The following is a 14,589-nucleotide window of genomic DNA, read 5'->3' on the forward strand; positions in this document are numbered from 1 at the left end:
GCTACGTTGAGTAAATTTTGGAACAAGCTATTCTAAAAGACTTAGTTTAACCCGAAAGGGAAAGTTTAAACAGCTTCAATATTTAAAAAAAAATAAACTTCTTTTCCAACCTTCTCTTTTGAATTACCGTCTATAGATAAAATACCGCTACATCATCAAAAAAAATGATGATGGAAGTAGAAGTGTTTTTATTTTTGTCGGATTACAATAATGTTTATCCTCTTAATCTTATCATTCAAATTATCATGAAAAAGTATTCTTTTTTATCAGTGGCAATGTTTGCCTTTACCTTAATTTTTAGTTCCTGCCAACAAAACGAATTAGAAATTGTCTCAAGACCAGACGACAGCACTAAGCCTACTGTTCCAAACTCAACTACTCCTTCCGATAGCCTTTTCTCAGTAAATATCAGTGCTAAAATGGAAGTTGGTTCTATTGCCTATGATAGTACATCAGCCAACATCATTGTTACCTCTTGGGATAAAAACAACGTAGCTTATGAAAAACAAGTAGAAATCGGAGCAGGTAAAAGTAAAGTGTATTTAACAAAGGCCCATCAGAAATTCAGGTTCAAATTTTTGAAATGGGGTATTAGTAATGAATTGACTTTTACTAAAGAGCAACTCAAAGAAGGAGATGTAATTAGTTTTGGAGGCAAAACTACCAAAAAGCAATTAAATTCTGAAGAGGCCACTATAGAAGTAGGTGGTGTAGTGAAACCTTATTCAAAAACTAATTATTCGTATTATGCATCAGGCTTATTGAAACAAATAGATTATTATCTCGCTGATGCTTCAACATCTGTTTTGGTAATGACCTACAAAACCGTTTATACGTATGATGATAAAGGCTTATTGACTAAAGTAGAATATTTTGAAGCTGATAATAAAGCGTTTGGCTCTTCAATATTGACTTATAATGCCAATGGCAAGGTTGCTACCATCAATGAAAAGAAATACGACCAAACGGTAATTGCTAATTTCAAATACAACTTATCAAATGGTATTGAAAATATAACAGCTGAATATGCTTTTGATAATGGTGCTAAAATGAGCTATGCGATAAAGTATAAAAACGGAAACATCGTTGAAGATATCGCCAACGGTAGTACTGGCGGTAGCGAAAGTGGCAAATATGAGTATGATTCAAATATTAACCCTTATGCTCAAATGAATTTGTATAGCTTGTTTTTGACAAACCTTTCAAAGAATAATAACATCAAATTAGACAAAGCATTTTCGGGTAGTATTCCTTCAAATATTCCCTATAAGTTTGAATACAAGTACGATGCCAATGGATACCCTACTGAATTTGAAAAAAGCTTCAAAACATACACAAGCAATAATCATTTGTTCAAAATAAAAACGGTGTATAATTACTAATTGTAATAACGCTTTAGGAAGCCTTCGTGATAAACGAGGGCTTCTTTGTTTTTAGCCTATTGAGTATTGAAATCCCTACAAAACTGAATTTAAGCCCCACAAGATACAATCTTAGCGAAAACTCTTAGGGCGACTGAAATTTATCAGGCATAATTTGTAACTTCAATTTTCATCAAATACTAAAATCAAATTTCATCTAATATGAAAAAAACTACCTTTATCGTATTGACATTGCTCGGTTTTCAAGTTTCGGCTCAGAAAATTGTTCAGCGCGACCCCGTGATTGAACAAATGGTTTCAGAAGTAAATGCCGATAGCTTAAAAGCCCATATTAATAAGTTGGTAAGCTTTGGCACACGCCATACGCTAAGCACTACTACCGAGCCTAAAAGGGGTATTGGTGCTGCTAGAAACTGGGTGTTAAGTCGTTTTCAAGAATTTGCTAAGCAATCTGAAGGTAGAATGACAGCCAAAATAGATTCATGGGTGTTGAAACCAGATGGGAAACGAGTAGATAAAGACCAAGACATGGGCAATGTAATGGGAATATTAAAAGGAACCGACCCGAATGATGACCGTATCTTTTTAGTTTCTGGACACATTGATAGTAGGGTATCCAATGTGATGAATCGTGAATCAGACGCACCTGGGGCAAATGATGATGGTTCAGGAACAGCGACAGTAATAGAATTAGCAAGGGTGATGTCTAAAGCTAAATTCTCTGCAACGATAATTTTTCTGGTAGTAAGTGGGGAAGAACAAGGGCTTTTAGGAGCGGACTATTTATCACAAAAAGCCTTTGATGAAAAATGGAATATCGAAGGCATTATGAACAATGATATTGTAGGGTCAAACAACAGTAGCGATACCAGAATTATAGATAATACCCGTGTAAGGATTTTTAGCGAAGGGTTACCTGCTTTTGAAATAGATAAAAAAGCAACAAGCATCCGTAATATGGGGCAAGAAAACGACGGGAAAGCCAGACAGTTGGCTCGTTATGCCAAAGAAATTGGGGAACGTTATGTGGATAATTTAGAGGTAGTAATGGTATATCGTAATGATAGATTTTTACGCGGAGGAGACCATACTCCCTTTGTTAACCGTGGTTTCCCTGCGGTAAGAGTAACGGAGATGAATGAAAATTTTGAACACCAACACCAAGATTTAAGAACGGACAAAGGTATTCAATATGGAGATTTACCTGAGTTCATGGATTTTGAATACCTCAGGAAAAACACAGCGATGAATCTGGCTACGCTTTCGAATTTAGCCAAAGCACCAGCAATGGTTCAAAACTTGACGATAGATACTAAAAACTTGACTAATTCAACGACGCTGTTTTGGCAGACGCCCAAAACAGGAAAAGTAAAAGGTTATTATGTGTTGATACGGGAAACTTATCAACCCTTCTGGCAAAAGAAAATATTTACTACTAAGAATGGTATCAACTTACCTTATTCTAAAGACCATTATTTCTTTGCTGTACAAGCAGTAGGAGAGGATGGGAACGAAAGCTTACCACTTTTACCGAAAGTGGGCATGTAGGTTTTATTGATTGGCTATCTGACGGTTGAAGATGGGTAATTCATTCCTCAGTGTCAGAGGATACCTCAAATTAGCTCGTTTTTGAACTTTTTCAGTACTCCAAAATTATATGGAATAGTTTTTTATTAAACTATAACTATATAAAATAATGGAACTTATGGAAAATCAACAAAAACACAGTACAAAGAAAAAGGAGGCTCTTTCAAAAGTTGAAAAAAATGGAGGAGAAACGCCCAATAAAGTAATTGTTGAGGAAGAAGAAAAAACATGGGATGGCCCTCTGGGCGAAGCCGTGCGCCATGCCAATTCCCCTCAGATATATGCTGTGCCTAAGGCTATACCCAGAACTACGACCATAGAAACGGGTAATCAAAAGCCTTTGAGTAATCCAAATGAAGCTAGGCCACAAACGCAAAAGCCAACCGTTATTCAACAACCTGTTGCTAATGATGATGAAAAACCTAGTTCTGAGGAAGTTAAGAAACAAAGTATCGAACATTCAGAAAAGAATAATGTAAGCGACAAGCGTGGCTACAATGAATTAAAGACTAAAAAAGAATGATTGATTAAGCGTATTAATCATGCTAAATAGATAGTGAGCAATGGTTTTATTGCTCATTATTTAATTATTCCATGAAAAAACATTGATTTTTAGGATAATTATTAAACCTATCAAAGATTCAATGTAATTTCAAGGGATAATTTTAAAATTTATGCCAATCATTAAACACGCTGATTATCAAGCTCCTTTTTGGCTACCTAATGGTCACTCACAGACTATTTTTCCTTCAGTTTTTCGTAAAATTAAAACTGTAAACTATCTGCGTGAAAGAATTATTACTCCCGACAACGATTTCTTGGATTTAGATTGGGCGAAAGCTCATCTGAAAAATGCTACAACAGACAAGGCTAGTAAAAAACTTGTTGTGCTATCGCATGGTTTAGAAGGCGATTCTAGCAGGCAATACATTACAGGAATGGTGCAAATCTTTACACAAAATGGATTTGATTGTTTGGCATGGAATTTCAGAAGTTGCTCGGGCGAGCTCAATAAAACTACTCGGTTTTATCACAGTGGTGCTACCGATGACCTTGATTTAGTGATAAAATGTGCTATTCAGAAAGGTTACGAAGAGGTTTATTTAATAGGATTTAGTTTAGGGGGGAATCTCACGTTAAAATATTTAGGCGAACAATCAGAAAAACTGTCTTCAAAAATCAAAAAAGCAGTTACATTTTCTGTACCTTTGCACCTCTCAAGCAGTAGTCAGACAATCGGGTGGCTTTATACCAAACGATTTAATGATTCCTTGAAAAAGAAAATCTTGGAAAAGGCAAAACTTTTTCCAGATCAAATACAAACTTCAAACATCTCGAAAATCAAAACTTTAAAAGATTTCGATGATTGTTACACTTCACAACTACATGGTTTCCAAGACGCAGAAGACTATTACGAGCGTAATAGTTCCTTGTACTTCTTGGACAAAATCCAGATTCCAACATTAATTATTAATGCTCAGAATGACCCTTTTTTATCAAAGGCATGTTTCCCTTTTGAAAAGGCTAATTCTTTAGAACAAGTATTTTTCCAAGCCCCTAAAGACGGAGGGCATTGTGGATTTTATCAAGATAATTATCAAGGAACCTTATGGTCAGAAAAAAGAGCTTTAGAGTGGATAAGTAATAATTAGATTTAAAACAATCAAGATAAACTGCCCAAAATCGGTAGTTAAGGACAATATGATTACCAAAACAGTCGAACAAAAAATAAATTACGTCATTGATTTTGACAGTACCTTCACAAAAGTTGAAGGATTAGATGAATTAGCTGCAATTGCTTTGACTGGTCATAAAGACCAAGATAAAATTGTAGGAGAAATCAAAGCCATTACTGATAAAGGTATGCTTGGAGAAATCGGTTTTGCCGATTCGCTTAAAGCGAGAATAAACCTTTTGCCTGCAAACAGTGACCACGTGGCTACTTTAATTGAGTTTTTGAAAGGAAAAATCTCTGATTCATTTCTTAGAAATGAAACTTTTATTCGTGAAAACGCTGCTAATATTTATATAGTTTCTTCAGGATTTAAGGATTTTATCGTTCCAGTAGCTACTCAAGTAGGTATTTTAGCGGAGAATGTATATGCTAATACCTTCACTTATGATGCTGATGGAAATATCACTGGTTATGATGCTACGAACTTTTTATCACAAGATAAAGGTAAAGTAAAGTTGTTGGAAGACTTGAAATTAGAAGGAGAGATTTATGCAATCGGAGATGGTTATACAGACTACGAAATGCGTGAAGCTGGTTTTGCCTCTAAATTTTTCGCTTTTACAGAAAACGTAGAACGTCAAAAAGTAACTGATAAAGCAGATGAAGTAGTGGCGTCTTTTGATGAGTTTTTATATATCAACGGTCTTACGCGCTCACAATCTTATCCAAAATCTAAAATCAAAGTACTTTTGCTAGAAAATGTACACCCGAAGGCTGTTGAGGCTTTTAAAATTGAAGGGTTTCAAGTAGAATTATTGAAAGGGGCTTTAGATGAAGATGAATTAATCGAGAAAATTAAAGGTGTTTCTATTTTAGGCTTACGTTCTAAAACTAACTTGACAAAAAGAGTCTTAGAACACCCTAATGCGAGCCGTTTGATGACAGTTGGTGCTTTCTGTATCGGAACAAACCAAATCAATTTGGACGAATGCGAACGCCGTGGTATTGCAGTATTCAATGCTCCCTACTCAAATACTCGTTCGGTAGTAGAAATGGCTATTGGCGAAATGATTATCCTTACGCGTGATTTATTGACAAAATCAAACAAAATGCACGAAGGCATTTGGGATAAATCAGCTAAAAACTCTTATGAAATAAGAGGCAAGAAATTAGGCTTAGTAGGTTACGGAAGTATCGGTACACAGCTTTCTGTTATTGCAGAAGCAATGGGTATGCAAGTATATTTCTACGATGCCGTAGATAAATTGGCTTTGGGAAATGCTAAAAAATGCAAGACCTTAGAAGAGCTTTTAAATATTTCTGATTTTATTTCAATGCATGTGGATGGACGCAAAACAAATGCGAACATCATAGGAGAGAAGGAATTTGAAATGATGAAAGATAATGTAATTTTCATCAACCTTTCTCGTGGACACGTTGTTGAAATACCTGCTTTAGTAAATGCCTTGAAATCTGGAAAAGTTTGGGGTGCAGCAGTGGACGTTTTCCCTTATGAACCAAAAACTAACGACGAAGCATTTGTAAACGAATTGCGTGGTTTGCCAAGAGTAATTCTGACGCCACACGTTGGAGGTTCAACAGAAGAAGCACAAGCTAACATCGGTGAGTTTGTACCGAGTAAGTTATTGCAATTTATGAACAACGGAAGTACGTATGGTTCAGTGAATTTCCCAGAGTTGCAATTACCAGCGTTAGAAAATGCACACCGTTTGTTACATATTCACCAGAATGTACCGGGTATTTTGGCGAAAATCAACAATATATTTGCTAAATACAATGTCAATATACAAGGACAATATCTGAAAACTACTACCGAAATCGGTTATGTAATTACAGATATTTCAAAAGAATATGCTGACGAAATTGTTGAGGAATTAAAAGGAATTGACAACACGATTAAGTTTAGAATGTTGTATTAATTAAGCTATAACGAAAAGGTGGTTTTAAAAGAACTACCTTTTTTATATTCAAAAGCTTAAGGCTAATGCTTCCTCATAATTCGGTTTGGTCAAACAAAAGATAATTTCGTATTTTACAAAGCAAATCACGTAGAAAAGCATCGATGAGAAAAACATACTTTACCCCCGGCCCAGCCGAATTATTCCCTACTGTTGAACAACATTATAAAGATGCATTTGACCTGCAATTAGGGTCAATTTCACATCGTTCTGCTCAATTTCGTAGTATTTATCAGCATACAGTTGAGCAGTTGCGTATTTTGATGAATATTCCTGAATCAAACGGAATCTTTTTTACGGGTTCAGCTACCGAAATTTGGGAAAGAGTTATTCAAAATACCGTTGAACATGAAAGCTTTCATTTAGTAAATGGTTCGTTTTCAAAGAAGTTTTTCGATTTCTCGAAAGAATTAAATAAGTATGCTCATAAGCATGAAAAACCTTTTGGTGAAGGGTTTGATTATTCGGAAATTACTGTTCCTGAATATGCTGAATTAATCTGTACTACTGCTAATGAAACAGCTTCGGGAGTACAAATGCGTCCAGCCGAAATTCATAAATTGAAGCGTGCTAACAAAGATAAATTTTTGGCAGTAGATATGGTTTCTTCGGCACCGTATCCTGAATTAGATTTTAATATTATTGATACCGCTTTATTTTCTGTACAGAAATCATTCGGAATGCCCGCTGGTTTAGGCTGTTGGATTGTCAACCCTGCTATGCTTGAAAAGGCTAACCGTATGAAAACGCATGAAAATCAAATCGGTACTTATCATAGTTTGCCTTCTCTATTCAAGAATTTTGAGAAATTTGAAACACCTGAAACGCCTAATGTAATGGCGATTTATGTGTTGGGGAAAGTAGCAGAAGATATGAATAAAATCGGTATCGAAACTATCAGAAAAGAGACCGAGAAGAAAGCAAAGCTATTGTATAATTTTGCAGAAAAAGCTGAATCTTTAGAAGTTTTCGTTAAAAATCCTGAGCACCGTTCGCAGACGGTTATCGTAGTAAATGTAAAAGGTAAGTCTGCTGCTGATATCATTAAAGAAGTGCAGGCGGAGGCTAATTTTGTGATAGGGTCTGGCTATGGCGATTTCAAAACTTCTCAATTAAGAATTGCCAATTTTGCGGCAGTGAATATTGGGCAAGTAGAAGCCCTCATTGAAGTCATGAAAACTAAAGTATAAAAACGATAAAGTCTTTGAATGCATTCAAAGACTTTATCGTTTTATAGACCTTCCTTTTGAGTAAGACATTTTTATAACATATTAATTTTCAATCAAACCCCAAATACTACTATTCAATGGATTCAGTCGCTCAAACTTATACCTTTCGTTGGGGAATTATCGGTTGTGGAAAAATAGCCGAAAAATTTGCTGACGATTTGGTCGCTTATGTTCCTAATGCTACTTTACATGCTGTAGCGTCGCGTGATTTAGCAAAAGCCAAAGATTTTGGTGCAAAATATAACACTCCTCATGCCTTTGGTAGTTATGAAGAAATGCTAAAAAGCGGTTTGATTGATGTAGTTTATATTGCTACGCCTCATGCACAGCATCATGCCAATACTTTACTTTGTTTAGAGGCAGGCATACCTGTATTATGCGAAAAGGCCTTTGCGATTAATACACAAATGGTACAGGAAATGATTGCTAAATCGCAAGAAAAAAAGCTTTTCTTGATGGAGGCTATCTGGACTAGGTTTCATCCTGCCATTAATCAAATTGAAGACATTATTAAAGCGGGTACAATAGGCGAAATCAAACATATTGTAGCTGACTTTGGCTTTTTAGCTAATTATGATGAAACTGCACGTTTGTTCAACCCAGCACTGACAGGTGGTTCTTTATACGATATTGGTATTTATCCTTTGTTTATTAGTAAGTTGTTATTGGGTAAACCCTCGCAGGTAAAAGCAGTTGCTACTTTTGCACCGACTGGTGTAGATATGAATTGCTCAGTTGCCTTAGCTTTCCCAAATGGTGCTACAGCCTCCTTGTTTTCTACTTTGGCTGCTAAAACGGATACTACTTGTACGATATATGGCACAAAAGGCAAGATATTTATTTCGGGTCGTTTTCATGAGACATTTGGCTTTACGTTGGAAATAACTAATGAAGAACCCCAAGTATTCTCGACAGAAAGAAACGGCTGGGGATATAGCTATGAAGCCATTGATGTACAACGTTGTTTAACAGAAGGAAGAATAGAAAATGACCGACTTCCTTTACAATTTAGTTTAGAATTGATGGAGTTAATGTGCGAAATTAGAAGTCAAATTGGATTAAAATATCCGCAGGAGTCTTAATACTACTATTCATCACATTTATGTAAAAACCTCCATGGAAAATGCTCATTTTCATGGAGGTTTTTTATTGGTGCTAACTAAAATTTAACATGGGATTATTAAGAAATATTTTCGGACCTAGTAAAGAAGAAGTCTGGGTACAATTAGAACAAGAAATTAATGCAAAATTTATCTTAGAAAAAGGATTGTTATCAGATGATTCTAAAGTTGTCTTAGTACATAAAAATTGGACAATCATCTTAGATGTCTTTCATCGTTCAAATGGGAATAGTTCTACTCCCTACACTCGAATGCGTTGTGCTTATGTAAACAAAGATGACTTTAGGTTTACGATTTATCCAGAAGGAATTTTTACAGATATTGCCAAATACTTTGGAATGCAGGATATTGAACTTGAAGATAGAATTTTTGATAATGCTTTTGTATTAAAGAGCAAAAAACCTGAACAAATTAAAACATTATTTGAAGAAGAAAAGATTAAAAATGATTTTTTAGCCTTAGCTGATTTATCGCAGTTTCAAGTTACAGTTAAAGATGATGAAGGATTTTTTGGACAACATTTCCCTAAAGGAGTAGATGAGCTTTATTTAGAAGTGATGGGTATTCTCAAGGATATTGAACAACTAAAAATCATGTTTAAACTTTTTGCTGAAATCATGGATAGGCTTTGTGAAATTGGTTCAGCTTATGAAACTCGCCCCGAAATAGAATTGAAGTAATGAGAAAAAACAAAACAGGGTGCCCAATGAGCACCCTGTTTTTGTTTTAATGAGTATTCAAAATTACTGAGGATTTTGTACAACAAGACCGTTAGTGTTGTTGATTTCATCCTGAGGAAGTAAGAACTGCCATCTTTTATCTCCTGCCGGAACATCCATTACACCGTTTGTATACGAAGCATTGTGGTTACCGCCATTTCTATTTAAAGAACTGTTAGTTCTTTTTAAGTCATAGAAACGGAAACCTTCACCCCAAAGTTCTACACGACGTTGTACCATGATTTCTTCAATTAAATCTGCACCTGTCTTCGTAGATTTAGTGTATTTAGGATCACGATTTACAGCCAAAGTGTATAAAGCATCCGCAGCTCCAGCATTGTTTCCTTGACGAGCTAATGCTTCTGCTTCAATCAAATACATTTCTGCTGCTCTCATGTATGGTACGTCACCAATACTTAAGTTTACGTCAGCCACTCTGAATTTTTTAGGGTGGTATTTATAACGTTGGAAAGTTGATGCTGGCAATGGGAAATCTGTAGTATTAGTTCCTGTTGGATCCCAAAGTTTCTTTCTTACATCTGTTGCTGAAATTTTATCATACAATACAGAGTACATCACTTTTGGTGTTGATCTAATTGCAGTTGAGCTATAGTTGTTAGACATATAAGCAAAGAACGAATAGAAATAATTCGTTTGGTCAGCTACAATTCTTGATGCCCACATCCATTCAGCATTTGAATAGTTGTTGAAACCACCTAGATAGTCTGTGTTTGACATCAAAGTGAACGATGCTCTTGCATCTTTAGCCATAGCAACTGCCGTCGTATAATCTTGCTGTGTTAAAGCAATACGAGCTTTAATTCCTTTTGCAACATTAACATTAAAATGAGATTTATCTAGACGAGTATAACCTGTAAATAAAGTAATGGCTTCATCGATATCCTTGTTTATTTGAGTATAAACTTCTGCTACAGTGCTACGTGGTGTTGCAGTAGTACCAGGAGTAAGTACTAAAGGTACACCTAGACCGCTGTTAGCAGCACCCGCTACGAATCTTTCACCAAATAATTGAACCATTTGGAAATACGCCCATGCTCTGTATGTCAATGCTTCAGCTTTGATAGCTTTTTTATCAGCGTCAGAACCTGAAGCTTTGTCAACATTCGCAATAATCATATTGGCATTACCAATAATCATATAGTAGAATGTATAATTATAGTAAGAAATAGAACTTGTTGCTGTTCTATGACTAATCCACTGATATTCAGATCTCAACCAATTGTTAGAAACGTTTGGAAATACAAGATCTTCACCTAGAATATCAATATACAGCATATTACCCGACTGTCCACCTTGTGCTTGTACAGAGAAAATCTGTGAATACATTAATCGGTGAATACCGTTTAATGCAGCCCAAGCATTTTTAGTTGTACTAAAAGCATCTACTGTAGCAACTTGGTCTGTAGGGGCTGTTTCAAGATAATTATCTTCACAAGCGGAGAAGGACATCAATGCGATTAGTCCTAATACTCCATTTTTTATAATATTTTTCATCTTTATTTTTTTAAATCAGTTCCTAATTAAAATTTGATTTTTGCTCCTATAGACATTACACGATTAAAGTTGTAAGTGTTGTCTACCGTTCCGTTGAAAGAACCAGAAACGTTCATACCTTTTCTAGCTGAGAAAAGTGCTAAGTTTTCGCCAGCGAAATAAATACTAGCTTCTTTTGCACCAATTGCAGCCAATACAGAAGTAGGCAATTTATAGTTTAGGGTAACATTATTTAATTGTAAGTAAGATGCATCTGTTAAAAATCTTGTGCTTGTACCTGCTAAGTTGGCAATGTTTCCGTTATCAAAACGAGGAACTGAAGTATTGTCCCCAGATTTTTGCCAACGATTCAACGCATCTACGTGCATTGCTGTTCCGTAAGAACCTCCATGCATTAACGATTGATAAGCACTGTCATATACTTTACCACCTACTTGGAATGTGAATTGTACACCTAATGAGAAGTTTTTGTAAGATAAGTTATGTGACATCGAACCATAGAAATCAGGAATTGAAGAATATCCTGTATAACGCAAGTTAGCTTCTGAAAGAACTGTAGTAACAGTATCAGTACCAATTACTTTTCCGTTGGTTGTTAAGATATTTGTTTTATAAAGAGAAGTCCCTGTTTCTTTATCTACACCGTAGAACTCACGCATGTAGAAGTCATAAATAGAGTGACCAACACTGTATGCTTTCGAACCTGAAATAATCAAAGCTTGGTTATCTGGCATTTTAGTCACTTGGTTTTTGAAAGTAGTTAAATTCAATGTTGTTGAATAACTAAAATCTCCCTTCTTATAAATATCACCAACCAATTGTAGTTCAAAACCTCTGTTGTAAAGATTACCAATGTTTTGGTTAACTGTAAATCCTCCAGAAGTTGTACCACCATTTGATAACGCTAAAGGCACACTGAAAATCAAGCCTGAAGTTTCACGGTTGAAGTATTCAGCAGTACCTGATAATTTACCTTTGAGTATGCTGAAATCAACACCAAGGTCAAAATTGTTTGAAGTTTCCCAAGTAAGGCTATTATTAGCAATTGAACCTTGGATAAAACCTGGCTCAGCATTGTTGTTTCTACCTAAGTTATATAAAGCTTGGTAAGGGTAATAGTTTTGTGAACCTCCACTAAGAATACCATCACTACCAACTACACCGTAAGAAGCCCTAACTTTCAATTGATTAACCCATGATACATCGAAGAAATCTTCTTTTTCAATGTTGTAAGCACCACCTAATGACCAGAAGTTAGCCCATCTTACATCTTTAGCAAAACGAGAGTTACCATCTCTTCTTAAAGAAGCATTTAAGATATATTTACCGTCGAAATCATAATTAAGACGAGTAAAGTAACTTTCGATACCATAGTTATCTTCATATGAACTCACACCAAGTACTGTTGCAAAGTTGGCAAGTTCAGTAATCCCATCAACAATAATACCTGATCTACCACCATATAAATAGTTGTATTTATATGAATAGTTTTCATGACCACCAAGCAAGTTTACATGGTGTTTACCAAACGTTTTGTCAAATTCTAACAATTGGTTCCAAGTAGAGCTTGTTGTACGATAAAGATAATGGCTTGAACGACCAGCCGGAGCACCGTCACCAACGGTAGGGTTGTCATACGTACGGTAATGAGTATCCTGTAAGTCAAAGCTCAAGTTAGTAGTTGCTTTTAAACTTGGTAGAATTGTAATTGTTGCATGGGTTCTTGCACCAATCGTTCCACGAATTTGGTTACGATTGTTTAATTCATTTTCCCAGATAGCATGACGACCACTTGAAAAAGGTCTTACATCACCCATATCATAGATTTTGTTTCCGTTTGCATCTAATGTATATGAACCATCAGCTCCATGTTTGTAAACAGGATAGATAGGAGCAATAAAACGCGAATAATAGAATGGGTTAACAAAACCTGTTCCACCATCTGCCGCTGCATCAAGATTTGAACGGCTATAGCTACCATTTAAGTTTAATCCAGTTTTAAGCCATTTAGTAGCTTCTGTATTTACACTTACACGACCTGTGATTCTTTCGAAATCTGATTTCAATAAATAACCTTCTTCTTTCGTATAACCCAATGATACGAAGTAGTCAGACTTAGCAGTTCCTCCATCATAGTTGATGTTATAGTTACGTCTGCTTTTTCCTCCTTGTTGAATAGCCTTAGCCCAGTCTAAATCTTCTGGATATAATAACTGTGCATTAGGATTTAATACGCCATTTACATCAACAATTTGATTTTTAGCAACATTAAATGGATTATAAGCGAGTAAATCAGCAATACCTGAATATGATTTACCACCGTAAGTAGTAGTTAAACCTGAAGCAATACTACTAGCATCAGCTAATGGGACTTTTGCAGAACCGTACACTAATGTGTTGCGATATACCTCCCACATCAACGGGTAATATTGTTGTGCACTCACTGTTTCATATTCTGGCAATCCTCTTGAGATAATACCCGCAGAAACGTTTGCACTGAAGTTACTACGACCTACTTTACCTTTTTTAGTAGTAATCATGATTACCCCGTTTGAACCTCTTGAACCATAAATAGCAGTTGTAGAAGCATCTTTCAATACTGACATTGTTTCAATATCATCAGGGTTTAATGTTGCTGTTGAAGCATCAAATGGAACACCATCAACAACATAAAGAGCTGAGTTAGAGGCTGAGATAGAACCAAAACCTCTTACGCGAATTGCTGGAGCAGAACCTGGAGCACCACTACCCATTGTTGTTTGAACCCCTGGTGCAACACCAATCAAGGCATTCAGAGCGTTGGAAACTGGTCTTTTTTCAATGTCGCCCGCTTTGATTTGAGCTGAAGAACCAACGTGCATCGTTTTGTTAACAGTACCATAACCTACTACTAAAACTTCGTTTAGTAGAGCAGCGTCAGACTCTAAGCTAACATTGATAACATTTCTGCCCTCAATAGCTACTTCTGTTTTTACAAAACCTACCGAACTGATTAAAAGTTTGGCTGAACCGCCTGGAACAGCAATGGTAAATTTACCTTCTTTGTCGGTAACTGTACCTTTTGTAGTTCCTTTTACTAAAATGCTTACTCCCGGGAGAAAAGACCCGTCTTCTTTTGAGGTTACAACTCCTTTGACTCTGATTTCTTGGCTATATACGTAGCCACTAGTCAACAAGAAGATGAACAATACGATGAAACTTCGTAAAGACTTACTCATAGTTTGTCTGTGTTTTAGTTGTTGATAAATTATTTTGATGAAACAAAGGACAAACTTATTAATAAATTATTATAAAATGCAAGTGAAAATATGACAAAAGACAGAAATAAGGGTTGAAATTTAATTTTTTCTTAAAAAAGGCATAATAATGGTCTTTTTTAACC

10 protein-coding genes are annotated in these 14,589 nt (G+C 35.7%); 8 read left to right on the top strand and 2 right to left on the bottom strand.

Translation table 11 applies throughout. From position 1 onward, the window contains the following. The first annotated feature begins 245 nt into the window (after nt 1-245). The 8 genes from AC07XN_RS18505 to AC07XN_RS18540 all read left to right on the top strand — a co-directional run bounded on the left by AC07XN_RS18505 (nt 246) and on the right by AC07XN_RS18540 (nt 9,653). The gene (locus AC07XN_RS18505) at nt 246-1,382 is read left to right on the top strand and encodes a hypothetical protein (RefSeq protein ID WP_494744115.1); all 1,137 of its coding nucleotides are present in this window, start codon (nt 246-248) and stop codon (nt 1,380-1,382) included. A 201-nt stretch (nt 1,383-1,583) separates the two neighbouring features. After that, entirely contained in the window at nt 1,584-2,930 is a 1,347-nt protein-coding gene (locus tag AC07XN_RS18510) for a M28 family peptidase (RefSeq protein ID WP_494744116.1), read from the top strand. Nucleotides 2,931-3,087: 157 nt separating this feature from the next. Further along, nucleotides 3,088-3,492, top strand: coding sequence for a hypothetical protein (locus AC07XN_RS18515; protein WP_494744117.1), 405 nt, complete (start codon nt 3,088-3,090; stop codon nt 3,490-3,492). A gap of 151 nt (nt 3,493-3,643) precedes the next feature. Further along, nucleotides 3,644-4,621, top strand: a complete 978-nt coding sequence (locus tag AC07XN_RS18520; protein WP_494744118.1) for a YheT family hydrolase — start codon at nt 3,644-3,646, stop codon at nt 4,619-4,621. A 49-nt stretch (nt 4,622-4,670) separates the two neighbouring features. Next, entirely contained in the window at nt 4,671-6,584 is a 1,914-nt protein-coding gene (gene serA, locus AC07XN_RS18525) for a phosphoglycerate dehydrogenase (RefSeq protein ID WP_494744119.1), read from the top strand. A 143-nt stretch (nt 6,585-6,727) separates the two neighbouring features. After that, nucleotides 6,728-7,813: an aminotransferase class V-fold PLP-dependent enzyme gene (locus tag AC07XN_RS18530; protein WP_309912305.1), complete on the top strand. Its 1,086-nt coding sequence runs from the start codon at nt 6,728-6,730 to the stop codon at nt 7,811-7,813. A gap of 116 nt (nt 7,814-7,929) precedes the next feature. Continuing rightward, nucleotides 7,930-8,934: a Gfo/Idh/MocA family protein gene (locus AC07XN_RS18535; RefSeq protein ID WP_494744120.1), complete on the top strand. Its 1,005-nt coding sequence runs from the start codon at nt 7,930-7,932 to the stop codon at nt 8,932-8,934. 89 nt (nt 8,935-9,023) lie between these two features. Next, nucleotides 9,024-9,653: a DUF3137 domain-containing protein gene (locus AC07XN_RS18540; RefSeq protein WP_494744121.1), complete on the top strand. Its 630-nt coding sequence runs from the start codon at nt 9,024-9,026 to the stop codon at nt 9,651-9,653. Nucleotides 9,654-9,716: 63 nt separating this feature from the next. Here AC07XN_RS18540 and AC07XN_RS18545 read toward each other — a convergent pair whose 3' ends face one another. Then, the gene (locus AC07XN_RS18545) at nt 9,717-11,207 is read right to left on the bottom strand and encodes a RagB/SusD family nutrient uptake outer membrane protein (protein WP_494744122.1); all 1,491 of its coding nucleotides are present in this window, start codon (nt 11,205-11,207) and stop codon (nt 9,717-9,719) included. Between the two features lie 26 nt (nt 11,208-11,233). After that, nucleotides 11,234-14,425, bottom strand: coding sequence for a SusC/RagA family TonB-linked outer membrane protein (locus AC07XN_RS18550; RefSeq protein WP_494744123.1), 3,192 nt, complete (start codon nt 14,423-14,425; stop codon nt 11,234-11,236). Nucleotides 14,426-14,589: the final 164 nt, after the last annotated feature.

This window comes from Arcicella sp. GW458-12-2-14-TSB2, from assembly GCF_059423785.1.